This is a genomic window from Geobacillus subterraneus, from assembly GCF_001618685.1.
Classification (GTDB): domain Bacteria; phylum Bacillota; class Bacilli; order Bacillales; family Anoxybacillaceae; genus Geobacillus; species Geobacillus subterraneus.
The window spans coordinates 444,987-470,016 of the sequence record NZ_CP014342.1 but is presented as its reverse complement, the minus strand read 5'-3'; the positions used below and the strand labels follow the sequence as shown (position 1 = coordinate 470,016).

Below are 25,030 nucleotides of genomic sequence, written 5' to 3'. Positions count from 1 at the left end.
CACTCAAGCTACTCCGAAATGAATCAAAATGGCGGAGAAGGCAAAAATATATGTTTTTCAATGTTTTTATGATACCATGTTAACGACATTTTTTGACCAAAATTTTTATTTTTTTTACAAGAATCTTCAATATGTTTGCTATCATACAAAGGGAAAGGGGGAAAACCGCCTTGCGTGACGGCCATATTCATACACCGTTTTGCCCGCACGGAAGCCATGACCCGCTTGAGCAATATGTAGAACGGGCGATTGCGCTCGGCTATACCGATATTTCCTTCACTGAACATGCCCCGCTGCCGGAACGGTTTGTCGACCCGACGCCGGAACAGGACAGCGCCATGGAGCGCCGGCAGCTTGAGCGCTATTTGGCCGCTGTCGCTGATGTGAAGGCGCGCTACCGAAACGACATCACGATCCGCGTCGGGCTTGAGGTCGACTTTATCCCCGGTTGGGAGGAAGAGACGGTGCGATTGCTCGATGAGGTCGGTCCGCTGCTTGATGACAGCATTTTATCGGTTCACTTTTTAGCGCACGAAGACCGCTATGTATGCTTAGACTACAGCGCCGATATGTTCGCCGGCATCGTCCGCCTGTTCGGCTCCGTTGAGCGCGTCCACCGCGCTTATTACGAAACCGTGCGCCGGTCGATCCGCGCCGACCTTGGCCGCTATAAGCCGAAACGCATCGGGCATATCACACTTGTGCGCAAGTTTTGGCGCCGCTTTCCATGCCCGGATCCGATGACCGGGCTCGTTCTTGCCATTCTTGATGACATGGGGCAGTTTGGCTATGAGATCGACTATAATGGAGCCGGCGCCGCCAAACCGCTCTGCCTCGAGCCTTACCCGCCCAACCGCCTCATCGCTGAAGCGCGGCGGCGCGGCATCCCGATCGTTTACGGCTCGGACGCTCATCGCGCGGCCGACTTGCATCAAGGGCGGGACGTGATGGATCACGAAGCGCTTGCGGTTGACAACCGCCAGGCGTCATCATAAAATGGGCCAAAAAAGGAGGGCAAACAAATGTTTCATCCAACCGCCTACAGTGGTACACGCGAAGAAAACTATGCGCTCGTCATCGAGCAGCTGAAAGCGCTCATCGCCGGAGAGCCGAACATGATTGCCAACTTGGCGAACGCTGCCGCCCTGCTTAATCAGTTTCTCACCGACATCAACTGGGTCGGGTTTTACTTGGCAGAGGGCGACGAACTTGTGCTCGGCCCGTTCCAAGGGTTGCCGGCGTGCGTGCGCATTCCGTTCGGCAAAGGGGTTTGTGGCACAGCAGCCGCCGAGCGGCGGACGGTCGTCGTTCCCGATGTGCACCAATTTCCGGGCCATATCGCCTGCGATGCTGCATCCCAATCGGAAATTGTCGTGCCGCTCATCAAGGAAGGCCGCGTCATCGGCGTCCTTGACATCGACAGCCCGGTGAAAAACCGCTTTGATGACACTGACCGCCGCTATTTAGAACAATTCGCCGGCGTGCTCATTTCCGAATGAGCGGAAATAACAGCCGGCGCGAAGAAGGAATCCGCCTGACCGGATTCCTTTTTTACACCTTATAGGAATGGTGGCGATCACTGACAAAAATGCAGTTTTTTCCAGTCTCCTTCGCCATATACAGCGCCGCGTCCGCCCGTTTAAACAACTGTTCCGCATTATCATGGTCATGCTGCCTCCACGATGAAATGCCGCACGAAACGGTCACCGGCGGGACCGTATGCTCCCTCACTTTTTCAACGATGCGGCGGGCAACCGAAACCGCGTCAAAAAGCGACACGTTCGGCAAATAGACAGCGAGTTCCTCTCCTCCCCAGCGCGCCGCGATATCGTTATCGCGGATGTTCGTGCGGATCATCTCGGCCACTTGAACGAGCACATCGTCGCCCGTCTGATGACCGTAAATGTCGTTGATCTGTTTGAAGTTGTCGATATCGATTAAAAGAAACGCCCCAAGCGCATCCGTCTCCATCGATTGTTGGATCTCTCTGTCCAAATAACGGCGCGTATACAGCTTCGTCAAATAATCGGTGATGACCAACTTCTCAAGTTCCTCCCGCAAAATCGCGTTCATAAACGCCAGGGTCGAGTGCTGGACAAGCGATTGCAGCAGTTTAAACATGTCAAACGTGAACTGATATGGCTTGCGGGCAAGCACGATGCAGACGCCTTTTGTTTCTTTATTTTGCAGCATCGGCGCAGCCATAACGGAACAAAACGACCCAAAATCGGACGCGCATACATCGCCGGCAAATAAAATATCGTTTCCGCTGCGACGCCGCGCTTCGACCCATTCGACATACATCGCCGATAAGCCTTCATAAAAAAACGGCGTGCTCCCCGGAAGAAGCTCATGTTTGCCGTCAGCAAACAAGAAAAAGCCAACTTCATCCGCGCCAAACGACTGCCGAATTTGCGACACCATATACTCGATCGCCTCGTGCAGCCGCGACCGGGCGTTCAGCTGGCGCATCGTGTCGTTAATGAGCTGCAAATCGGCAACAAGCCGGCGCGACTGTTCGTACAGTTTGGCGTTTTCCAGCGCGCTGCCGGCCGTCCCCGCCAACAGTGAAATAAAGTTGATTTCCCGCTTCGGAAACGGAGCGGCATGCGGGGCGATAATTTGAATCACCCCGTATACTGCCTGCACCCCTTTAATGGGCGCGTACAGCACCGAGCGCTGCGGCGCCGCTGTCTCCTCGCATTGCACCTGCCCGGTCAAAAACGCCCGCAGCGCCGCCGTTTGCTCTCCGTTTTCATCAAAGGCAAACGTTTTAATCGGCAAATTTCCGCGCAAGTGGTTATCGTGCGATAACAGAAGGTAGTATGTAAACGACGGATAGACGTTTTGCAGCGTGCGGATAATTTCTTCAAGCACATCGTCGATTTGCATCGAGGAGTGGATTTTCGCCGCAAAGCAGTGCAGCTGCTCGTACCGTTTCTCCTCGCTCTTCCCTTGTGACAACGTGCTCAGCTTGCGGAACAGCTGGGCCAAATCCGCTCTCAGCGCTTCAAGCAGCGGTCTATCGAAGCGGCGGCCTTTTCCGTACACCAGCTCGACCATCGCCGGCGCTTCTTCGGAAAGCAGGAAAAAGAGGCGGGCGGCTATGCGCGGCCCGCCATCATCGACCACGACGATCTCCTGCTTTTCCTCTGCCGCAATCCGCCCCGCCACCGGCTCCCCGCCAGCGGCCGCCTCCGGGCAAAAGGTGCCGCACGACGGGTCAAACAAGTACAATACTGCTTGTTCGAGCGCCAGCTCTTCTTTTAGCAGCGCAAGCAGCTCGCCCGCCGCTGTTGAAAACAGCCCGTCGTCCTGAAACGCCAAAAACCAGTGGAAAAATTTCCGCTTAAACGATTCATATCGTTTCGTTTCTTCCCATCTCATCATCTTTTCCACCTAAACTGGCATCATCACTCTAATAGATGACAAATTTTTTCTAAAAATTGCATCTTTTATTATATCATACAAACGGCCAAAAAGGAAAATAAAATATTGACTTTTCCCTCTAAAAATCATATAATAGCCTTTGTGTAAAATATAGCAGCCTTTGTGCCCACCTTTATGGTTCATTTTGTTCCTCGGCCCGCCGAGGTGTATCGCGTAACTCTTAGCTGCTAGAGCGAGGATACATGAAAACAAAATGGCCGTAATTGTTGGCGCACATCTGCTTTTATTTTACGGGAATAAAAGCATAAGGAGGAGCAGTCAATGGCTCGTTATACTGGCCCAACATGGAAAATTTCCCGCCGCCTTGGCATCTCGTTAAGCGGCACGGGGAAAGAATTGCAAAAACGTCCGTATCCGCCTGGTCAACACGGCCCAGGCCAACGGAGAAAATTGTCGGAGTACGGCTTGCAGCTGCAGGAAAAACAAAAGCTGCGCCATATGTACGGCGTGAACGAGCGCCAGTTCCGCAAAACGTTTGAAGAAGCGGGCAAAATGCCGGGCAAACACGGCGAAAACTTCATGATTTTGCTTGAATCGCGCCTCGACAACCTCGTCTACCGTTTAGGGTTGGCCCGCACGCGCCGTCAAGCCCGCCAGCTTGTGACGCACGGCCACATTTTAGTCGACGGCAGCCGCGTCAACATCCCGTCGTACCGCGTCAAACCGGGACAAACGATCGCTGTCCGCGAAAAATCGCGCAACTTGCAAGTCATTAAAGAAGCGCTCGAAGCGAACAACTTCGTTCCGGATTACTTGACGTTCGACCCGGAAAAAATGGAAGGCACATACACTCGCCTGCCGGAGCGTTCCGAACTGCCGGCGGAAGTGAACGAAGCGCTCATCGTTGAGTTCTACTCGCGTTAATGCGCAAAAACGATCCGAAATGCATCGGCATTTCGGATCGTTTTGTTTAGGCATAGCGAATTAAATAATATTTCTTCTTGCCGCGGCGGATGACGGTAAACCGCCCTTCCAAACGGTGTTCGGCCGTTAAGAAGGCACTGACGTCTTGGATGCGTTCGCCGTTGACATAGATGGCGCCGTTTTGAACATCTTCGCGCGCCTGCCGCTTCGATGGCGAAATGCCGGCGGCGACAAGCAGCTCGACGAGCGGAACGTCGCCTCCTTCATGGACAAACGACGGCACATCTTTAAACCCTTGCTCGATTTCCGCGGCCGTCAACTCGGCAATGTCGCCGCTAAAGAGCGCCTCCGAAATGCGGATCGCCTGCCTAAGCGCCTCTTCGCCATGAACGAGCTTCGTCACTTCCTCAGCGAGCGCTTTTTGTGCCGCCCGCTTCTCCGGCGCCTCGCGCAGCTCATGTTCAAGCGCCTCGATTTCCTCTTTCGACAGGAACGTAAAATACTTCAAGTAACGGATGACGTCGCGGTCATCGGTGTTAATCCAAAACTGGTAAAACTCATACGGCGACGTTTTTTCTTTATCAAGCCAAATCGTGCCGCTTTCCGTTTTTCCGAATTTCGTGCCGTCCGCTTTCGTGATGAGCGGAATCGTCAAGCCGAACGCTTCCGCTTCTCCTTTCGTTCTACGAATGAGCTCGAGCCCGGCGGTAATGTTGCCCCATTGGTCGCTCCCGCCGATTTGCAGGCGGCATTGTTCCGTTTCGTACAAGTTGAGGAAGTCGTATGCCTGCAGCATCATGTAGCTGAACTCGGTGAACGAAATGCCGGTTTCAATGCGCGACTGCACCGATTCTTTGGCGAGCATGTAATTGACGCTGAAATGCTTGCCGACATCGCGCAAAAATGTAATGACATCAAGCGGACCGATCCAATCATAGTTATTAGCGATTTTTGCCGGATTGCCTTCCGCTTCAAAGTCTAACAGGCGGCCGAGCTGTTCTTTAATGCGGGCGCTCCATGCCTCGACGGTTTCTTTGGCATTGAGCGTGCGCTCGCTTTTCTTTCCGCTCGGGTCGCCAATCAGTCCGGTTGCGCCGCCGACTAGGGCGATCGGCCGATGTCCGGCCTGCTGAAAGCGGCGCAGCGTCAAAATGGCCGCTAAGTTGCCGATGTGCAAACTGTCCGCTGTCGGGTCAAATCCGCAATAGAGCGTCACGTTTCCTTCATTCAACAGCTTTCGGAGCCCGTCTTCATCCGTCGTTTGATTGACGAGCCCACGCCATTGCAGTTCTTCGAGCAAGTCCATGTTCTTCACCTCTTTATGAATGTCATCAAAAAAAAGAAAACACCCGCCCTGTATGAAGGGGCGAGTGTTCATCGCGGTACCACCCTACTTAGAAAGCCTGTCGCTTTCTCGCTCATTTCGGTAACGGCGCATGCCGGCAGACGGCTACTGAGCGTCAACGCCGTTCGCCATCGCTGCTCGGGGAGGTAATTCACGCCTGCCTATGGACTGGCTCGCACCGCCCGCCAGCTCTCTGCACCAGGGAGACAACCGCTACTTGTTCCCGTCATCGCTTTTTCGGTATGAATATATACATTCTTTTACCATATACACATACTTGCTGTCAACTCCGGCTCTTTTCGCCACAAACGGCGAAAAAGCGACAAAATCCCGCAACGATGCGCACGAGTATGTTATACTTATCTACTGTAGATGAGCAAATTCGCTAACACAAATTGACAACTAAACAAAAAAGGAGACATGACAAAAAACAGCTCCATGTCGCCTAAGGGGTACCCTGTTTGTCTCTTAGGGGATGGAAATTACTGTAATGAAAAATGCTCATCTACAGTTATCTATATGATTTGCCATGAGAGGGGGCCTGGCATGGAACAAAAACCGTTTCGAGCTTCGTTACAAAAAATGTGGCATTATTTTTCACTTACATATGACATCGTTTGGAATGTCACTCTTATTTTGCTCATCACCGCGCTCTGCCTCGTTTGTTTTGCCGCTGGCATCGGCGCCGGTTATTTCGCTTTTTTGGTGAAAGATATGGCGGTCCCTTCGCATGACAAAATGAAAAGCGAGATTTACAGTTATGAAGAAACGAGCCATATGTATTTTGCCGATGGCGTCTATTTAGGCCGATTCCGGTCCGACCTCGACCGTGAGGCGGTGCGCCTTGCCGACGTCTCCCCATACGTTGTGCAGGCGGTGATCGCCACCGAAGATGAGCACTTTTACGAACATGACGGCGTCGTCCCAAAGGCCGTCATTCGCGCCATGTTTCAGGAAGTGACGAACTCGCCGAACAAAAGCGGTGGCAGCACGCTTACGCAGCAGCTCGTCAAAAATCAGCTGCTGACCAGCGAAGTGTCGTTTGAACGCAAGGCGAAGGAAATGTTACTGGCGCTGCGCCTTGAACGATTTTTGTCGAAAGAAGAAATTTTAGAAGCCTACTTAAATGTTGTTCCGTTCGGCCGCAGCTCATCAGGCCGCAACATCGCCGGCATCCAGGCCGCCGCCCAAGGGGTGTTCGGCGTTGACGCCAAAGATCTCAATCTCGCCCAAGCAGCGTTTTTAGCCGGTTTGCCGCAAAACCCGTTCGTCTATACGCCGTTTGCCGCTGATGGCAGCCTCAAACAAGATCTCTCGGCCGGATTGAAACGGATGAAAACGGTGCTTTACCGGATGAAGCGCGCTGGCTATATTTCTGACAAGCAGTATAAAGAAGCGCTCGCCTACGATGTGACGAAACATTTCGCCGCTCCGAAGCCAACGCCGTTTGAGCGCTATCCGTTTTTAACGATGGAAATTGAAAGACGGGTCAAAGAGGTGCTCGCGGAAACGTTCGCCAAGCGCCACGGCCATAAGCCGGAAGAGCTGAAACGCGATGCCGGCTTGTATCGCCGCTATGCCGGTGAAGCGGGAAAAGCGCTGCGGCAAGGAGGCTTGCACATTTATACGACGATCGACAAAGCGATTTATGAGCAAATGCAGCGCGTGGCCACCCGCTACCCGTATTATGGCAGCGATCGTGTGTATTATACGAAAGACAAACAAACAGGGAAAACAGTCGCCCGCCGCCAACCGGTGGAAGTGGGAGCGATGCTCATCGAAAACAAAACCGGCAAAATCATCAGCTTTGTCGGCGGCCGCGACTACAAGCGCGAGCAGTTAAACCACGCCACCCAGGCGCACCGTTCAAACGGCTCAACGATGAAGCCGCTTTTAGTGTACGCGCCGGCGATGGAAATGGGCGTCGTTCAGCCCGGTTCGGTCATTCCCGACCTGCCGCTTTCGATCGGTTCGTACAGCCCGAAAAACGCTGATGGAAAAACACACGGCCTCGTCTCGGCGCGGCGCGCGCTTCAACAGTCGTACAACATCCCGGCCGTTCGGATCTATACGAAAATCCAAAGCCGCCATCCGATCGATTATTTGCTCAAAATGGGGGTTACAAGCGTCGCCAGGCAAGAAGAAAACAATCCGGCTTTAGCAATTGGCGGGACGCACATCGGCGTCACCGTCGAAGAAAACGTCAATGCGTATGCGACGTTTGCCAATTACGGTTCCTTTGTCGATGCGTATATGATCGAAAAAATTACCGATAAAGACGGAACGATCATTTATCAGCATACGAGCAAGCCGGTTCCCGTCTTTTCTCCGCAAACATCGTATTTAATGATCGATATGATGCGCGATGTGCTGCATGGCGGAACCGCCTCCTCAGTGCCGCGCTACTTGACGTTTTCGGCTGACTGGGCCGGCAAAACGGGGACATCGCAAGACAAACGCGATTCATGGTTTGTCGCCACAAACCCGAACGTGACGTTCGGCGTTTGGATCGGCTACGATCGTCCGGCGCCGCTGGAATCGCGCTATAAGGGGCTGTCCTACAGCCGGCGCACCCAGCTGTTATGGGCGCAATTCATGAATGCCGCCCATCGCGTAAAACCGAAGCTGATCGACCCGCCGGAGCGGTTTTTAATGCCCGGCGGCATCGTTCGCCGCGCGTATTGCGCCGTGAGCGGATTCAGCCCATCAGAGGCGTGCAAAAAAGCCGGACTCGTCCGCTATGATTTATATAATGCAAAGTTTACGCCGCGGCAAGGAAGCGATGACTATTTGGTCGAGGGCCGGTTTGTCGTCATTGGCGGGCGCCGGTATGCGGCGCTTGAGACGACGCCGGAGGAATTTGTCACCCGCGGGGTCATCGTCAATCCAAAGCTGCTCAATCAGTGGGGAATCGACGGGATAACATCAGCCGGCGATGACTTTGTTGTCGCCATCTTAAAAGAAAACGGGCGCGTCCCCGCTCCGCCGGCCGCCCGTCTGAACGGCCGCACTCTCGTCTGGGACCGACACCGGGAGCGCGATGTCATCGGCTACCGCGTCTATCAGGTGAGTGAAACCGGAGAGCGGCAAATCGCCGCCATTATTAAAGCGGAGGAAGCGGCTTCCTTTTCTGCTCTCAAGCCGGGAGCGGCCTATTGCGTCACCGCTGTCGATATTGCCGGCCGCGAATCGGCGCCATCGAGCAAAGTCGCACTGCCGGCCGCCCAGCCCGCCCCGCCGGCCGATCCGCCTGCTCGGGAGGACAACGCGGAAAACGGCGCCGCTTCCCCATCCGCTCGTCAATAAACGATCATAAGGGGCTGACCCAAAAGTCCGCCAAAAAGCGGACTTTTGGAGTCAGCCCTCTCTGGTTTTTGTATATTTTACCAAACGGAACAAAATTCCGACTCTGTTCTCCCCCTCATTTACGCCACCAAGGACAATTGCTTGTCCCTAGCGGCTTTTTTGAGAAGATTGTGGGCAGCACAAACCAGCCCCCATTCGATGGAAACTTTTTGGAGGCCTCGCAGGACAAAGCGACGAAACCCGCGATTTTGTTTGATTTGCCCAAATACACTCTCAATGTCGGTTTGGCGTTGGCGGTATCGGGCTTGCCCTTCTTCACTCTCCAACCGTTCGCGGGCTTTCTGTTTTTGTTCATGATAGACGGGGTTCCATTGCGTGGTTCGTCCATACTTGGAAGTCGTGCAGGCCGAACGGAACGGACATCCTTCGCATTCATGGCATTGGTAGTGTCGGGTGACCGAGGTGTATCCTGATTCCGTGGTCTGTTTCGAAGTTCCGGTGCGAACCAGCTTTTTCCCATTGGCGCAAATCCAAACGTCTTCTTCTTCCACATAGGTCCAATTCTGCTGATGATGCGGATTTTTCTTGACCTTGCGCGTGTTCTCCTTCTCATACGTATGGTACTTGATCAAGGCCGATATGTGCTTCTCTTCCAGCTTCACGTAGTTCTCTTCCGAGCCATAAGCCGCGTCAGCGATCAAACGTTCGGGTTCCACGCCGTACTTCTCTCGAACGGTCTCCAAATGCGGGAGAAGACAACGAGTGTCGCCCGGCCTCTGATGAAGGGAATACCCCAAAATAAATTGGCCGGAAGAACCCACCTGTACGTTATAGGCCGGCTTGAGCTGGCCGTTTCGCATGTGATCCTCCTTCAACCGCATGAAGGTGGCATCCACATCGGTCTTGGAATAGCTGTTGCGATCCCCGCATACATGGAGTTGGTGTTCATACTTTTCACTGCGGGGCAAGTAGTCCTCCTTCATCTTCTTGATGGCCTTCTTCAACGGTTGGTTGTCCGGCTCGGCCTCCAACCGTTTTTCCCACTCCTCGGTTTTCTTTCGGATTTCTTCTGACGTAAAGGCCGGCGAAGGGTCGATGTCTTCCGCCTTTTCTTCTTCCACGATCGCCTCGATCTGGGCAATCAGCCGATCGACATTGGCTTGGAGTTTCTCCTGGTACTTCTCAGCCGATTTGCGCCAAACGAAGGTGTACCGGTTGGCATTCGCTTCAATTTTCGTTCCATCCACAAAATAATCTTCCATCTTGACATAGCCGTCGGCCACGAGCAGCGTGATCATTTCCCGGAACAGGTCGTCAATCAGGTCTTTCATCCGCTCCGAACGAAACCGATTGATGGAGCGGAAGTCCGGCTTTTGAAATCCACTTAGCCACATGAGGGGAAGGTGGACTTCGAGCTGCCGTGCAATCTCACGGCCATGATACATTTTTTGGGTGTAAGCGTAAAGGAGAATTTTGGTCATCATTTTCGGATGATAGGCGGAGGCGCCCCCTCCTTTGTAGTAAGCAAGAAACGTCTCCATCGGGATGCGTTCAACCATCTCATGAACCACGTGGGCCATGTTATCCCGTGGAATGAGATCGGCGATGTTGCTTGGCAAAGAGAGGTTGTCCATGGTATACTCTTTAAAGGAAATATGATCATGTTTCATAAAAGAATCGCCCTTCTTTCGGTGGTAGTGGTTTTGGTGACTCTATTCTACCAGAAAAAAGGGCGATTCTTCTATATTTGAGGCAAAAAAGTGGGGGCTGATCCCAAAACGCATTCGCGTTTTGGGTCAGCCCCTTGTTTCATGAACGGACGCCTGCTTGTTCGGGCATGGCTGCCGGGCAGCCTCTTTCGCCGCCCGCCTCCTTCCGCTCTCCTCTTGTGATCCACGTTTTTCCGCCGAAACGACCGCGCAGCGCCACCCTCGCCTGTTTCCGCCGGCACTCTTTATGGCGGCCAGTTTGCCGAATGGACTCCCGCTGCGGGCCGAGCATCATCAGCCGCCATCAGAAAAAGCGCCCGAAACGCCAAAGCATTCGGACGCTGCTGTTCGTTTTAGTCTTCCATGGTCGATAAGTCGCCGGTCGGCAAGTTGAGCTCCCATGCCTTTAAGACGCGGCGCATAATTTTTCCGCTTCGCGTTTTCGGCAGCTTGTCGCGGAACTCGATCTCGCGCGGCGCAGCATGGGCGGCGAGCCCTTTTTTCACAAACTGACGGATGTCCTCCTTCAACTCTTCGGACGGCTCATAGCCTTCGCGAAGCGCGATGAACGCCTTGATGATTTCCCCGCGCACCGGATCGGGCTTGCCGATGACGCCGGCTTCCGCAACGGCCGGATGCTCGACAAGCTTGCTTTCGACTTCAAACGGCCCGACGCGCTCGCCCGATGTATTGATGACATCGTCTACGCGCCCTTGGAACCAGAAATAGCCGTCTTCATCCATGTAGGCCGAGTCGCCCGACACATACCAATCGCCGATAAAGTATGATTCGTATTTTTGCGGGTTGTTCCAAATCGTTTTCATCATCGACGGCCATCCTTTTTTGATGGCCAAGTTGCCCATTCGGTACGGCGGCAGGACGTTTCCTTGGTCGTCGATGATCGCCGCCTCAACACCCGGAATCGGTTTCCCCATCGATCCCGGCTTAATTTCCATGCACGGGTAGTTGCAAATGAGATGGGCGCCCGTTTCCGTCATCCACCACGTATCATGGATGCGGCGGCCGAACACTTTCAGCCCCCAGCGGATGACTTCCGGGTTGAGCGGCTCGCCGACGCTCAAAATGTGGCGGAGCGAGCTTAAATCGTATTTTTTCACCACTTCATCGCCGGCGCCCATCAGCATGCGGAACGCCGTCGGCGCGCTGTACCAGACGGTGACGCCGAAGTCTTCGATCGTTTGATACCAAGCGTCCGGGCTGAAGCGGCCGCCGACGATGACGCTTGACGCCCCGCACAGCCACGGGCCGAAAATGCCGTACGACGTTCCGGTCACCCAGCCCGGATCGGCCGTGCACCAGTAAATGTCGTCTTCTTTTAAGTCAAGCACCCATTTGGCGGTTTGATAGTGCTGAATCATCGCGTTATGGACGTGCAGGACGCCTTTCGGCTTTCCGGTCGAACCGGACGTATAGTGCAAAATCAAGCCGTCCTGGCGGTCGACCCATTCGATGTCGAAGTGCTTGCTCGCCTCGTTCATCCGCTTTTTCAAATCGATGTACGGCCCTTCTTCGACAACGCCGTCGCCGACCAAAAAGACGTACTTCAGCTCCGGCAAGTCGCCCACCGGCACGCGCGGCAAAAGCTCCGGCGTCGTGACGATCGCCTTCGCCCCGCTGTCTTCCAGACGGTCGCGCACCGCCCCCTCCATAAACGCTTCAAACAGCGGCCCGACGATGGCGCCGGTTTTAATGATGCCGAGCACCGTAAAATACAGCTCCGGCGAGCGCGGCATAAACACAAATACGCGGTCGCCTTTTTCAATGTCGGCCACCTGTTTTAAGACGTTGGCGACCTTGTTGGACATCTCTTTCATCTCTTTGAACGTGTATTTCTCATTCCGCACAGCGTCGCGGTAGTAAAGCGCCACCTTATTTTTGCGGAACGACTCGGCATGGCGGTCGATCGCCTCATACGCCATGTTGACCCGTCCGGTTTCATGCCAAGAAAATGCCCTCTCCGTTTCCGTCCATTGAAACTGTTCGTATGCTTCCTCGTAGTTTTTCAAGTTGTAGTCCCCTTGTACGACTGGTAGCAGCTCCGTTTTCATTCTCCGATCCCCCTTATGTAAGTGGTTACATTTCTATTATAGTGGATGATAAGCAATTTCTCAATTTTTAAAATATTCCTTGTCCCCGTTTCTTTGAAATTTTTTTGAATTGCGCCGGCCAAGGCCATTTTTATGTATAATGGAAATGGATTGACTGATTGATGAATTCAGGTGGTGACCGAATGGAACATAAAAAAACGTATAACGCCAAGGAGCTGAAAACGCCGAACGGAACGCTTCTCATCGAAGGGCCGGTGACGCCGGAAGCGTTGGCCAGCTACGAATTTCACCGTGACTTAACTTCATTTCGCCAACCCTCTAAACAGCACGAAGCGTTAATCGAGATCGCCAAGCTGCCGGAAGGCCGGATCATTATCGCCCGCCGCGGCGAAACGATCGTCGGTTATGTCACATTTTTATATCCCGACCCGCTTGAACGTTGGTCTGAAGGGAAGATGGACAATTTAATCGAGCTCGGCGCCATCGAAGTGATCCCGGAGTTTCGCGGCTTTGGCGTTGGAAAAAATTTGTTGATTGTCTCCATGATGGACGATGCGATGGAAGATTATATCATCATTACCACTGAGTATTATTGGCATTGGGATTTGAAAGGGACCGGGCTGAACGTATGGGAATACCGGAAAGTGATGGAGAAAATGATGAACGCCGGCGGACTCGTCTGGTACGCGACCGATGACCCGGAAATTTGTTCCCATCCGGCGAACTGCCTCATGGTCCGTATCGGCAAACGGGTCGATCCGGAATCGATTCAACGGTTTGACCGGCTTCGCTTTATGAACCGCTATATGTACTAAACGTGTGATGCACAAAGGGGAGAGGAGAACGATGATTGTTGAACAAGTCATGAACACATCGGTGGTCACGCTCCGCGCCACGAACACGATCGCCGAAGCGCTGCAGCTGCTTCGCCATCACCGCATCCGCCATCTTCCGGTCACCGACGGGGAAGGGCGTTTAGTCGGCCTTGTGACGGACCGCGATTTACGCGACGCCAGTCCATCGATTTTCCATCTTCATGAACATCTTGACGACTTGCAAAAACCGGTCAGCGCGATTATGAAAACAGACATCATCGTCGGCCACCCGCTCGATTTCGTCGAAGAAGTCGCCGCGCTCTTTTACGAACACCGGATCGGCTGCTTGCCGATCGTCAACGGCGGAAAGCTCGTTGGCATCATCACGGAAACGGATTTATTGCACACGCTCATTCAGCTGACCGGTGCCCACCAGCCCGGGTCGCAAATCGAAATTAAAGTGCCGAACGAAGCGGGAATGTTAGGCAAAGCGGCGAGCATTATCGCCGAGCACCACGTCAATATCGCCAGCGTCCTTTTGTATCCAGCCAGCGATCCAAACTATAAAATTTTAGTGTTTCGCGTCCAAACGATGAACCCGATCAACTTGATCCATGATTTGAAAAAGGCCGGCTATACAGTGCTCTGGCCGAACTTGCCGGGGGTTACGTCATGAGCGAAAAGTGCGTATTTGTTTACAGCGAGCAATTTCTTCGTTATAAGTTCCATGACGACCACCCGTTCAACCAGCTGCGGGTGAAGCTGACGTACGACTTGCTGCGGACGCTCGGCGCTTTGGATGATCGGCATATCATCGCCCCGCGCATCGCGACGGACGATGAACTCGCGCTCATTCATGACCGTTCGTACATCGAGGCGGTCAAGGCCGCCGGGCGCGGCGAGCTTTCCGAAACAGCCGCGATGAACTACGGCCTCGGCACCGAAGATACGCCGATCTTCCCGAACATGCACGAGGCGAGCGCGCTCCTTGTCGGCAGCACGCTGACGGCTGTCGATTGCGTTCTGTCCGGACAGGCCGATCATGCCCTCAACCTTGGCGGCGGCTTGCATCACGGGTTCCGCGGCAAGGCATCCGGCTTTTGCGTCTACAATGACAGCGCGGTCGCCATTCAATACATCCGCGAAAAATACGGACTGCGCGTCTTATATGTCGACACGGACGCCCACCACGGCGACGGGGTGCAATGGGCGTTTTATGACGATCCGAACGTCTGCACGTTTTCGATTCATGAGACGGGCCGCTACTTGTTTCCGGGGACGGGAAACGTCAACGAACGCGGCCACGGAGCGGGGTACGGCTATTCGTTCAACATTCCGGTTGATGCGTTTACGGAGGATGAGTCATGGCTTTACGCCTACACGACGGCGCTTCGGGAAATCGCCGACTTTTTCCGCCCCGATGTCATTGTGACGCAAAATGGAGTGGACGCCCATTATTACGACCCGCTTACCCATTTGTCGGTGACGATGAAAACGTATCGCGCCATTCCGAAGCTCGCCCACCAAATCGCCCATGAATATTGCGGTGGCCGCTGGATCGCCGTCGGCGGCGGGGGGTATGACATTTGGCGCGTCGTCCCGCGGGCGTGGGCGCTTCTTTGGCTTGAAATGACGGAACAATCCGATATTTCCGGCCCGCTGCCGGCCGCTTGGCGCGAGCGATGGCAACCGCTTTCACCGGTCTCCTTGCCGCTTGAATGGGGCGATCCGGACGACTTGTACCCGCCGATCCCGCGCAAGGCGGAAATTAGCGAAAAAAATGCCCAGACGACGGAAAAGGCGTTGTATTTCATTCGCAGCCAGCGGCGCGCGGGCACCTGATCCCGCCCATCCAAATGCACGATCATTCGCATCTTTGATCGCCAAAGCAGGGAGCGGCCACCCCTCTTCGCGCCGCCTCCCGCTTTGCTTGAAGGAATGGGAAAACGCCGGCTTTCCCATCGCCTCATAAAGCGAAAAAAGCGCCCATCCGGACGCTTTTTCCCGTTGCTTATTTTGTCGACTCGCGCACTTCCAACCGGTGCGGCAAGACGACGATATGATTGTCGACTTGTTCTTTATTCATATACTTCGTCAGCAGCCGCATCGCCACCGCGCCGATGTCATACATCGGTTGCACGACGGTCGTCAGCCGCGGCCGCACCATCGTCGCCAGCCTCGTGTTGTCAAAGCCGACGACTTCAAGTTCGTCCGGCACGCGCACCCCGTGGTCTTGGGCGCTATGGATGATGCCGAGCGCCATTTCGTCCGTCCCGGCAAAGACCGCCGTCGGCCGCTCGGGGAGCTCAGCGATTTTTTCATATGCTTCCAAGCCGGAGTCATACGAGTTGTCGCCTTCCACAACGAGTTCTTCCTCGTACGGCGTCCCGTGCTCCTCGAGCGCGCGCCGATAGCCGGCCAGTTTCCGTTGGTTGATCGGGTCGTCGGTCGGACCGGTGACATATGCCACGCGCCGGTTTCCTTTTTCGAGCAAATATGTCACCGCTTCAAACGCGGCCTGCTCGTAGTCAATGTTCACCGAGGGGATCGTGTCGTTCGGCTCCACCGTCGCCGCAAGCACGATCGGCACGGACGATTTTTGAAACTCGGCGACGTGCTCCCCGGTGATCGTCCCGCCCATAAACAAAATGCCGTCCACTTGCTTGGCAAGCATCGTATTGAGCAAATGCAGCTCTTTTTCTTTGTTTTGGTCGGAGTTGCTTAAAATAATGTTGTATTTATACATCGTCGCAATATCTTCAATGCCGCGCGCCAGCTCGGCAAAGAAGATGCTCGAAATATCCGGGATGATCACCCCGGCCGTCGTCGTTTTTTTGCTGGCAAGACCGCGCGCGACCGCATTTGGGCGGTACCCGAGCCGCTCAATCGCTTCCAATACTTTTTTCCTTGTCGACGGCTTGACGTTCGGGTTGCCGTTTACGACACGCGAGACCGTCGCCATCGAGACGTTCGCCTCTCGCGCCACATCATAAATCGTTACGGTCATTCCGTTCACTCCTTCTTCCTCAATCCGGTAACCGGCAAGAGTTCCGATATATATGTACAACTATCATACGATACATTATCGCCAAATCGCAACGAAATGGCAATGATTTTGCTGTTTTGTTCACAAACCGTTCATGGATAGTTTGCCCAAAAAACGTTTGCACAATTCAGTAAAAAATCCCCTTCGGCCAAGACCGAAGGGGAGATGGCTTTACGCCTGAACGAACTGGCGTTGGAACGCGCGCACTTCTTCCATAAATTCGTTGAATTGAGCAATATCCATTTGTTGGGCGGAGTCGGACAAAGCGACGGCCGGATCCGGGTGCACTTCGGCCATGACGCCGTCAGCGCCGATCGCCAACGCCGCTTTGGCGCACGGAATGAGAAGATCGCGCCGCCCGGTCGAGTGGGTGACATCAACGAACACCGGCAAGTGCGTTTCTTTCTTCAAGATCGGCACCGCCGAAATGTCGAGCGTATTGCGCGTCGCCCGCTCGTACGTGCGGATGCCGCGCTCGCACAAAATGATTTGCCCGTTGCCTTGCGACATAATGTATTCAGCAGCGTTGATGAACTCCTCAATCGTCGCCGCTAAGCCGCGCTTCAGCAAAACCGGCTTATTGACTTGGCCGGCCGCTTTCAGCAGCTCAAAGTTTTGCATGTTGCGCGCCCCGATTTGGATGACATCGATATAATCCAAGGCGGTCTCAATATCCGCCGGAGTGACGATTTCGCTAATGACCGCCAAATCAAATTCATCGGCGATCCGTTTCAAAATTTTCAGCCCCTCGACGCCGAGCCCTTGGAAGTCGTACGGCGATGTGCGCGGTTTGTAGGCGCCGCCGCGCAGCAGCTTAATGCCTTGCTTTTTCACCGCTTCAGCGACCGCAGCCACCTGCTCGTAGCTTTCAACAGCGCACGGCCCCATGACAAAATATTGGTTGCCGTCGCCGATCCGTTCGCCTTTCACTTCGACGATCGTGTTTTCCGGATGTTTTTTCCGTGAGACGAGCAGCGCTTTCCGGTGGTCATCTTCTTGCAGTTCGAGCGCCGCTTTAAAAATTTCCTTGAAAATGTGCTGCAGCGTCGACGTTTCGAACGGTCCGTCGTTATGCTCGGAAATGAGATCGAGCATTTTCCGCTCACGCACCGGGTCGTAGCGATGCGTCCCTTGCGCTTCTTTAATTTTCCCGATCTCTTGGACGAGACGCCCCCGTTCATTGATCAGCTTCAACAGCTGCAAGTTGATTTCGTCGACTCTCGCCCGCAGCTCATCTAATCTCTCGTTGCTCATGCTTCCCCCATCCTTTCGCCAAATATCGTGCGATGTTTCGCTCTTCTGGCCTCGCCTACCGGACGTCGGCAAGCCCCGCGCGCAAGGCGCTTCCCCGTCCAGAAACACAACGGTTAAGTTTTGTAATTAGTCTTTATTATAATGGATGAAGACCCGGTTGTCACGAAAAAAATGCTTTTTTGATTAAACGCTTTTAAGCAATAAAGTGAAACGGTCGGCAAAAACCGCCCGCTGGGCAGGCGGTTATGCGATGGCAGTATGCGTGTTCAACGCCTCGTACGTAATCTTCCAATGCGACGCATGCCAGACGACTTGGCCGTTTTCAAACAGCAGCACTTGCGGCGACTCGTGCTTCACGCCCGTCCGCTCCGCGATGTAGTTGGAAAGCGGGCGCGCCTCCTGAACGTATAAGCAATAGACAGCCAGCTCCGGATGATCGGCGGCAAACTTCTCGCACTCACGGAACGCCGCTTGGCTGATCGGGCATGTCAAGCTATGTTTAACGAACAAAAAGCGGCGCGTTTCTTGCATGATGCGGTCAAACTGTTCGGTCGTCTCCAGTTTCTCCATTCCCACCGTCTTCACTCCACTTCTCTTCGATATGGCATGTTTTGCTCGGCATTATCTAGCGCGGCTTCCGCTTCCTCAAGCAGCTTTTGGAGCGTTTCGCGATCCGCCTTGTCCGCGGATGGCGGAATCGGAATCGTCGTTTCGCCAACACCTTCCCCGCCGGCCGGCGCTTCAGCCGTTTTCAGCGGGATGAAGGTGGCGATTTCCTTCGTTTTCTCTTTAGCCGTCTCGAACCACTCCGCAGCGGTCGTTTTCACCGGCTCCCATGTTTCGTGATTGTTCCACTCGTTCAGCCACTTCCGCCCTTTTTCGCTCGTCAAAAACATCGCAGCGGCCGCGCCGGCGATGCCGCCGACAAGCGCTCCAAGCAAAAATCCACCGTTATTTTTCGCCATTTGGCACACCCTCCTTTTTCCGTAGTTGTTCTCTTTCTCTCCATTTTTCCCATATATCAAGCAAAACATTTGCCCAGCGCAGCGCTTTCGCCCACTTTTCTTGCCCTTGGCCCGCTCTCGCCGACAGCGCCGCTGCTGTCTGCCGGAGCGCGCGGTTCAGCGACCGGACAGTGCCGCCGATTTCATTTACCGCCTCAACCGCATGGTTTAACTTTTCCGCCTTGTTTTGCACATCGCCGGCAATGCTGTTGGCCGTATGAAGAAGCTGGGTCACTTCCTTCGCAACCGTTTGCACTTGTTCATCGGCATGGCTCACCGCCGCGGCCAGCCGGCGCAGCGTCTCCTGCAAAACAATGAGCGTTCTCGCTATGTAAACCGAAAGAAGCAAAAAAGCGGCAGCGACGAGCGCGGCGCTCGCATACAAAAGCCATTCCACCTCATTCCCCCCTTGCCTGTCGGACCGTTTCGTCCTCTTTGTACCCGTTCTGTCCCGTTTTCAAACTTCGACATCCCGCCCTTTGTTTCCTGCCTCACGCTCGATCTTTCCCCATCAACCGGCGGGGGCAGAAGATTCCGGTCATCCCCCTCGGGCAAAACCGAATTCATCCCTTCCCCTTCCCTTGTCCACGAGTGAGGAGCTTCGTGGCGGAAAAGATCAAAAAACGGGCCGTCCGGCCCGTTTCCGTCGGCCGTCAGGCGGAAAGAACGGCCCGTTCGTATGCTTGTTGAAACTTTTGAATGTCGCCGGCGCCCATAAACACAAGCACCGCATTGCGATGCTGCTTCAACACGGACACGTTTTGCTCCTCAAGCAGCTGCGAGCGCGGGATTTGCGCCTGCAAGTCACGAATGGACAGCTTGCCATGATGTTCGCGCGCCGAGCCGAAAATGTCGCACAAATAAACGTAGTCTGCCTGCTGCAAGCTTTCGGCAAACTCGCGCAAAAACGTCTGCGTCCGCGTATACGTGTGCGGCTGGAAGATGGCGACGACTTCGCGCCCCGGATATTTTTGTCTAGCCGCTTCTAATGTCGCCATAATTTCGCGCGGATGATGCGCATAATCGTCAATTAACACTTGCCGTCCGACCGTTTTTTCGCTGAAGCGGCGCTTCACCCCTTGGAACGTTTGCAGCCGCGCAGCGATCGCGCCGGCGTCAATCCCTTCGTAATGGCAAAGGGCGATGACCGCGAGCGCATTCAGCACGTTATGAGTGCCAAAGCGCGGAATGGTAAACGAGGCAAAAAACGTGCTGCGCACAAATACGTCAAACGCCGTCCCTTCTGTCGTTTTCACGATGTTGCGCGCTTGAAAATCGTTTTCTTCGCCAAACCCGTAAAACAAAATCGGCACTTTTGCTTGAATCTTTTGCAAATACGGATCATCCCCGCAAGCGACAATCGCTTTGTTCACCTGTTCGGCCATCTGCTGGAAAGCAGAAAAGACGTCATCAATATTGGCGAAATAGTCCGGGTGGTCGAAGTCAATGTTTGTCACTATTGCATAATCTGGAAAATATGAAAGGAAATGTCTTCGATATTCACATGCCTCAAATACGAAGTATTTGCTCCCCGGCTCCCCTTTTCCCGTTCCATCTCCGATTAAATACGACGTTGGATGCGCCCCTTGCATCACATGGGCAAGCAGTCCCGTCGTCGTCGTCTTCCCGTGTGAGCCGGTCACCGCTATGCTCGTAAACTTGCCTGCCAACTCCCCTAAAAAGCGATGGTACCGAATGACAGGAACACCGAGCTGACGGGCCGCTTCGATTTCCTCGTGCGTGTCTGGAAAAGCATTGCCGGCAATGACGGTATAACCCGGGCGAATATTGTCTTTTGAAAAAGGCAACACCGGGATTCCCCGCTCTTCAAGCGCCTTTTGCGTAAAAAACCATTTTTCTACGTCGGACCCTTGCACCGTATAGCCGAGATCGTGAAGCACTTGTGCGAGCGCGCTCATCCCCGTGCCTTTAATGCCAACAAAGTGGTAAACTGTCATCGCTAAGCCCTCCAACCATCGTCTCTCTGTAAGACAGTATATGATATTCATCTAGTTTTGCCATTTATTTCATTTTGCTGTACCGGCTGTCTCATTTCCTCATTATAGCACGCCAGGCGGCAAAACACTACCGTTCGGAAGGGGAAAAACCGTCCGCCTGCAGCGCGCCCCGCTCGCGCCAACGCGCCCACTCTTCCTCGCTCATTAACACGTCGCGTGGTTTGCTGCCGCGCGCTTCGGAAATCAGCCCTTGCGCTTCCATCATCTCGATGAGGCGGGCGGCGCGGTTGTAGCCGATGCGGAAATGGCGCTGCAAACTCGATGTCGATGCCCCGCCTTGCGCGATGACAAACCGGCACGCTTCGTCGAATAATTCGTCATCCTCTTCACTAAACATCGCTGTCTGACGGAACTCGTCCGGGCTGAACAAGTAGGAAGGCTCTTGCTGCGCTTTCACGTACGCCGTCACCCGTTCAATTTCCTCATCGGAGATGAAGCATCCTTGCAGCCGCACCGGCTTGGCCGATCCGTTTTCCAAAAAGAGCATATCGCCGCGGCCAAGCAGCCGCTCGGCCCCATTCACATCTAAAATCGTGCGCGAATCGATTTGGGAAGAGACGGAAAAGGCGATGCGCGTCGGGATGTTCGCCTTGATCAAACCGGTGATGACATCGACTGATGGACGCTGCGTGGCGATCAATAAGTGAATGCCGCACGCCCGCGCCTTTTGCGCCAACCGGCAAATCGATTCTTCGACATCGGCCGGAGCGGCCATCATCAAATCGGCCAGCTCATCAATGACAATGACGATGTACGGAAGGATCGGTTCGCTGCCCCCTTGGGCGCGGAGCGAAGCGTTATACTTCTCGATATCGCGCACCCCGGCATGAACAAACAGCTCGTACCGCCGCTCCATTTCGCCGACCGCCCATTTGAGCGCTCCGGCGGCCGCTTTTGCCTCTGTAATGACCGGGCTGAGCAAATGCGGCAACCCGTTGTACGGGGCCAGTTCGACCATTTTCGGGTCGATGAGCAGCCATTTGACCTCGTCCGGGGCAGCTTTATACAGCAGGCTGACAAGCATGGCGTTCATGCATACGCTTTTTCCCGACCCGGTCGCCCCGGCGATGAGTCCGTGCGGCATTTTTTGGATGTCCGTCACGACCGGCGCCCCGCTAATCTCGAGCCCGAGCGCGACCGTAAGCGGAGAACGGCGCTCGCGAAACGCGCGGCTCTCCAAAATCTCCCGCAGCCGCACCGGCCGGCTTGACGGGTTCGGCACTTCGATGCCGATCGTCCGTTTTCCCGGAATGGGCGCTTCCACCCGAATATCTCTTGCCGCCAAGCTCAGTTTGATGTCGTCCGTTAAGCTGGTAATTTTGCTCACTTTTACCCCTAGATCGGGCTGCACTTCAAACTGCGTCACTGTCGGTCCTTGTGTTGCATGAACCACTTTCGCGCCGATATGGAAGCTCTCAAACGTCCGGTCCAAACGGGCGCATTGTTCACGAATCCATTGCTCATCGCAGGCCGCCGCCTCCCCCGGCGGCGTAAGGAGCGACAGCGGCGGCAGCGAATAGCCGACCGGGCGGCGGGCCGCTTTTTCTTCGAGCTTGCGCCGGTCTTGCTTCAGCATCATCACGTTGTACGGAATGCGCGCTCGTTCCGGGCCGTGGCGGTCGATGGGCCGCTTGGCTTCGTCAGGCGGCAACGGGGGGCGAGGCAGCCCCTTCTCGCCTTCTTGGGAAGCAGCCCTTGCATTTCCGGTATCGCTCTCCGCCGGCGGCTTCGGCGTTTCCTTTTGTTCACCACCGCCGTGATCCGGCTGGCTTACTCTATTTTCCTCCGTTCGCGCGGCTGACCGTATATCTCCGCCTTCACGGAAGCTGCCCTCCGACTCCGCCGCGGTTGCCACTTCGCCAGGCGGCACATGTGCTTGTTCGTCTTTCATTTCCGCGGCCGCCGATTCAACCGCTGGCATCGCCGCGGACCCCGCATCAGAGGCGCCCTCTTCCTCCCGGATAAGCCCATCTTCATTGATCCGTTGTTCTGCGTCCGATGTTGCGATATGTACGGCCGCGTCAGCTTTGGCGTTCTTCTCTTTTTCCGTCGGCCGGCCGGCCGCCGCTCCCTCCTCGCCGCTTCGTCCAACGCTTTTCAACGTCTCCTGCGGCGCGGCGGCTTCGTCTATATGAGAAGGGCGAGACAAAAGAGCTTGATCGCTTGACAAATTTTCAGCTTGCTCATTAGCGGCCGGCATCCCGGGACGGCGGCTCGCCTTGTCTGCGATCCTCACAGCGGCGATCGTTCCATGTTCCGTCAGCCGTTGCCGCCATTCACTACGATTCTTATCATATCCAAACACAGGAGACGGCACGTCGGACGGGCGGAACGGCTTTTTTTCCGCCGATTCCCTCACCGGATCGGCGAGTGGGCGGTGCGGGGCCTTCACCTTGCTTTCTTCGCCGGCCATTCGCCTCGGCGTCTCCCCGGCCCGTGGGGAATGATCGTCCGGAATGAGCGGAAAGCGGAAGCGGCCTTGCGGATACTGGTACACGACTTTCGCCTCAGCGCGTTCCGTGCTGTGATCCATTCGTTTTCCGGCGGCCGGTTGTTCGTGTTCCTCCTCATCCGTAAAAAAACGGAGCCATCGTTTCCAAAATTTCATGGGTCGTTCCACTCTTTCTATTCATTCGGTGTCGGAAAAAACGCCACTGGAGTCCGCGCCAGTGACGTTCAAGCCAGGTGTCTCCCTGCTCTTTCTGATTCCCCCGTTAAAACGTGAACGGTTGCCCCACCTCATACTCATCGGAGAGCACAAGAATCCCTTTTTCTTGCGGAGCGTTCGGCAGCCCGAGCTCACGCGCCGAGCAAATCATGCCCGATGACCGGACGCCGCGCAGCTCGCTTTCTTGAATGACGAGACCGCTTGGCATGACCGCGCCGATTTTCGCGACGACGACTTTTTGCCCTTCGGCGACATTCGGCGCCCCGCAGACGATTTGCAGCACCTCATCGCCGACATCGACTTGGCAGACGCTCAACTGATCAGCGTTCGGATGCTTCGCTTTTTCCTTCACATACCCGACGACGAATTTCGGCGACAAGTCCGCTTCCATCCGTTCGTCACAGCCGTTTTTCGCCAAAATATCATTGATGATGCCGACGAGTTCCTCGTTCACTTCCAGCGGACCGTTTCCTGAAAACGGATAGTAGGAAGAAGCGGAAAAAATGTTATAGCCGACCGTCTCGCCGGTGCGCTCAGAAACGATGCGGACGACGTCTCCTTGTTTTGTAAACGCCCGCTCCTCGTCAGCCGTCGGCTTTAGCGATACGAGCAGCACATCACCGATCCCTTCACGGTTGTAGAACACGTTCATCGCTTGACTCCTCCTTATTTACGTTCTCCGTTTTTTTCCTAAAATGAAAATCGGTTCGAGTTTGCCGTTTTCGTATAAAAAGGACAGCGCCGTGATCGGCACGCGACCGCCGGCAAAAAAGCTCATCGTCATTTGCGCGAGCACATCGTAGCCGATCTCATTGCGCAAATCGGCAAGAATGAGCACGTCTTGATGCGGAACGGCCAACGCCATCGTTCCTTCGATGCGCGTGTGCATTTCGGCCAAAAACGCATCGTTTAGGATTCGGCTCGCATCATAGCCGTCGTTCGTGTTGACAAAATAAAACACGTTGCCGGCGACGCGGTCTTCTTTCACCGGCGCCGGCAGCGAGCGAACGTTGAAACGGGCGATCTCTTTCACCCGGTCGCGGCTCCATCGCTCGCTCTCGATCATTCGTTCGTCAATCAAGCGGTACGTTTTCCCTCGATCAAGCGCGTAGTAAACACGCGTTTCCGCCGTATGATCATCATAAAGGAGCGGAACGCCTTCTTTCGTTTCGGTCGGAAACGACGTCGAGCGAATGACGGGATAAATGTTCCGTTCGTTTCCGGAAAGCGTTGCCGCTTCCTCCATCGTTTTCAGCGTTTCTTCCACGTAATAAATGATTTCGCGCACCGCTTCGTCTTTTTGTTCGTGCCACTTGGCGATCACGCCGGGAAGCGAGATCGTCACCCCTTTTTTCGTGCGGCGGTCTTCGATGCGCATCGTGTCTTGTTGGGCATCAAAGTGGAACGTCCAGTGCGGATAAGTTGCGAGACGTTCCTTGATCATTTCATACATTTGCCGGCTGTTCATCCGTCTGCCTCCTT

21 protein-coding genes and 1 other annotated feature are annotated in these 25,030 nt (G+C 54.6%); of the genes, 7 read left to right on the top strand and 14 right to left on the bottom strand.

Going from position 1 to position 25,030, the window contains the following annotated elements; genetic code table 11:
- Positions 1-170 precede the first annotated feature (170 nt).
- Both hisJ and GS3922_RS02250 read left to right on the top strand, forming a co-directional pair.
- On the top strand, positions 171-995 hold the full coding sequence (hisJ, locus tag GS3922_RS02255; protein WP_063164992.1) for a histidinol-phosphatase HisJ: 825 nt from the start codon (positions 171-173) through the stop codon (positions 993-995).
- Between the two features lie 27 nt (positions 996-1,022).
- Positions 1,023-1,499, top strand: a complete 477-nt coding sequence (locus GS3922_RS02250; protein WP_063164991.1) for a GAF domain-containing protein — start codon at positions 1,023-1,025, stop codon at positions 1,497-1,499.
- 52 nt (positions 1,500-1,551) lie between these two features.
- On the opposite strand, the gene GS3922_RS02245 is transcribed toward GS3922_RS02250, so the two are convergent.
- Positions 1,552-3,387 (bottom strand): sensor domain-containing diguanylate cyclase, encoded by a 1,836-nt coding sequence (locus GS3922_RS02245; protein ID WP_063164990.1) that lies wholly within the window; start codon positions 3,385-3,387, stop codon positions 1,552-1,554.
- 324 nt (positions 3,388-3,711) lie between these two features.
- Between GS3922_RS02245 and rpsD the strand changes: the two genes are divergently transcribed.
- On the top strand, positions 3,712-4,314 hold the full coding sequence (rpsD, locus tag GS3922_RS02240; RefSeq protein WP_063164989.1) for a 30S ribosomal protein S4: 603 nt from the start codon (positions 3,712-3,714) through the stop codon (positions 4,312-4,314).
- A gap of 46 nt (positions 4,315-4,360) precedes the next feature.
- On the opposite strand, the gene tyrS is transcribed toward rpsD, so the two are convergent.
- Positions 4,361-5,620, bottom strand: coding sequence for a tyrosine--tRNA ligase (gene tyrS, locus GS3922_RS02235; protein WP_063164988.1), 1,260 nt, complete (start codon positions 5,618-5,620; stop codon positions 4,361-4,363).
- 53 nt (positions 5,621-5,673) lie between these two features.
- Positions 5,674-5,898 (bottom strand) — a binding site (T-box leader).
- Between the two features lie 307 nt (positions 5,899-6,205).
- On the opposite strand from tyrS, the gene GS3922_RS02230 reads away from it, so the two are divergent.
- A complete protein-coding gene (locus GS3922_RS02230; protein ID WP_063164987.1) occupies positions 6,206-8,965 on the top strand; it encodes a transglycosylase domain-containing protein in 2,760 nt (919 codons plus the stop codon).
- A gap of 119 nt (positions 8,966-9,084) precedes the next feature.
- Here GS3922_RS02230 and GS3922_RS02225 read toward each other — a convergent pair whose 3' ends face one another.
- The 3 genes from GS3922_RS02225 to acsA all read right to left on the bottom strand — a co-directional run bounded on the left by GS3922_RS02225 (position 9,085) and on the right by acsA (position 12,743).
- Positions 9,085-10,635 carry an IS1182 family transposase gene (locus GS3922_RS02225; RefSeq protein ID WP_171698435.1) on the bottom strand — a complete coding sequence of 517 codons (1,551 nt, stop codon included), beginning with the start codon at positions 10,633-10,635 and terminating at the stop codon, positions 9,085-9,087.
- Positions 10,636-10,774: 139 nt separating this feature from the next.
- Positions 10,775-10,969 carry a hypothetical protein gene (locus GS3922_RS02220; RefSeq protein ID WP_143424835.1) on the bottom strand — a complete coding sequence of 65 codons (195 nt, stop codon included), beginning with the start codon at positions 10,967-10,969 and terminating at the stop codon, positions 10,775-10,777.
- Between the two features lie 58 nt (positions 10,970-11,027).
- Positions 11,028-12,743, bottom strand: coding sequence for an acetate--CoA ligase (gene acsA, locus GS3922_RS02215; protein ID WP_063164985.1), 1,716 nt, complete (start codon positions 12,741-12,743; stop codon positions 11,028-11,030).
- Between the two features lie 182 nt (positions 12,744-12,925).
- On the opposite strand from acsA, the gene GS3922_RS02210 reads away from it, so the two are divergent.
- The 3 genes from GS3922_RS02210 to GS3922_RS02200 are packed head-to-tail and all read left to right on the top strand — an operon-like array spanning position 12,926 to position 15,400.
- Entirely contained in the window at positions 12,926-13,558 is a 633-nt protein-coding gene (locus GS3922_RS02210) for a GNAT family N-acetyltransferase (RefSeq protein ID WP_063164984.1), read from the top strand.
- A gap of 31 nt (positions 13,559-13,589) precedes the next feature.
- Positions 13,590-14,234, top strand: coding sequence for an acetoin utilization AcuB family protein (locus tag GS3922_RS02205; RefSeq protein ID WP_063164983.1), 645 nt, complete (start codon positions 13,590-13,592; stop codon positions 14,232-14,234).
- A complete protein-coding gene (locus GS3922_RS02200; RefSeq protein WP_063164982.1) occupies positions 14,231-15,400 on the top strand; it encodes an acetoin utilization protein AcuC in 1,170 nt (389 codons plus the stop codon). The genes GS3922_RS02205 and GS3922_RS02200 overlap by 4 nt, the downstream gene beginning before the upstream one ends.
- A 169-nt stretch (positions 15,401-15,569) precedes the next feature.
- Here GS3922_RS02200 and ccpA read toward each other — a convergent pair whose 3' ends face one another.
- The 9 genes from ccpA to GS3922_RS02155 all read right to left on the bottom strand — a co-directional run bounded on the left by ccpA (position 15,570) and on the right by GS3922_RS02155 (position 25,016).
- A complete protein-coding gene (gene ccpA / locus GS3922_RS02195) occupies positions 15,570-16,565 on the bottom strand; it encodes a catabolite control protein A (protein WP_063164981.1) in 996 nt (331 codons plus the stop codon).
- Between the two features lie 210 nt (positions 16,566-16,775).
- The gene (locus GS3922_RS02190) at positions 16,776-17,858 is read right to left on the bottom strand and encodes a bifunctional 3-deoxy-7-phosphoheptulonate synthase/chorismate mutase (RefSeq protein ID WP_063164980.1); all 1,083 of its coding nucleotides are present in this window, start codon (positions 17,856-17,858) and stop codon (positions 16,776-16,778) included.
- Between the two features lie 243 nt (positions 17,859-18,101).
- Positions 18,102-18,434, bottom strand: a complete 333-nt coding sequence (gene ytxJ, locus GS3922_RS02185) for a bacillithiol system redox-active protein YtxJ (RefSeq protein WP_063167281.1) — start codon at positions 18,432-18,434, stop codon at positions 18,102-18,104.
- Positions 18,435-18,439: 5 nt separating this feature from the next.
- Entirely contained in the window at positions 18,440-18,823 is a 384-nt protein-coding gene (locus GS3922_RS02180) for a hypothetical protein (RefSeq protein ID WP_063164979.1), read from the bottom strand.
- Complete coding sequence (locus tag GS3922_RS02175) at positions 18,810-19,259, bottom strand: DUF948 domain-containing protein (RefSeq protein WP_063164978.1); 450 nt, start codon at positions 19,257-19,259, stop codon at positions 18,810-18,812. The genes GS3922_RS02180 and GS3922_RS02175 overlap by 14 nt, the downstream gene beginning before the upstream one ends.
- 256 nt (positions 19,260-19,515) lie before the next feature.
- Complete coding sequence (gene murC / locus GS3922_RS02170; RefSeq protein WP_063164977.1) at positions 19,516-20,820, bottom strand: UDP-N-acetylmuramate--L-alanine ligase; 1,305 nt, start codon at positions 20,818-20,820, stop codon at positions 19,516-19,518.
- A gap of 127 nt (positions 20,821-20,947) precedes the next feature.
- Positions 20,948-23,488 (bottom strand): DNA translocase FtsK, encoded by a 2,541-nt coding sequence (locus GS3922_RS02165; RefSeq protein ID WP_063164976.1) that lies wholly within the window; start codon positions 23,486-23,488, stop codon positions 20,948-20,950.
- Positions 23,489-23,594: 106 nt separating this feature from the next.
- Positions 23,595-24,200 (bottom strand): YtpR family tRNA-binding protein, encoded by a 606-nt coding sequence (ytpR, locus tag GS3922_RS02160; RefSeq protein ID WP_063164975.1) that lies wholly within the window; start codon positions 24,198-24,200, stop codon positions 23,595-23,597.
- An 18-nt stretch (positions 24,201-24,218) separates the two neighbouring features.
- Positions 24,219-25,016, bottom strand: a complete 798-nt coding sequence (locus GS3922_RS02155; RefSeq protein WP_063164974.1) for a DUF1444 domain-containing protein — start codon at positions 25,014-25,016, stop codon at positions 24,219-24,221.
- Between the last annotated feature and the right edge of the window lie 14 nt (positions 25,017-25,030).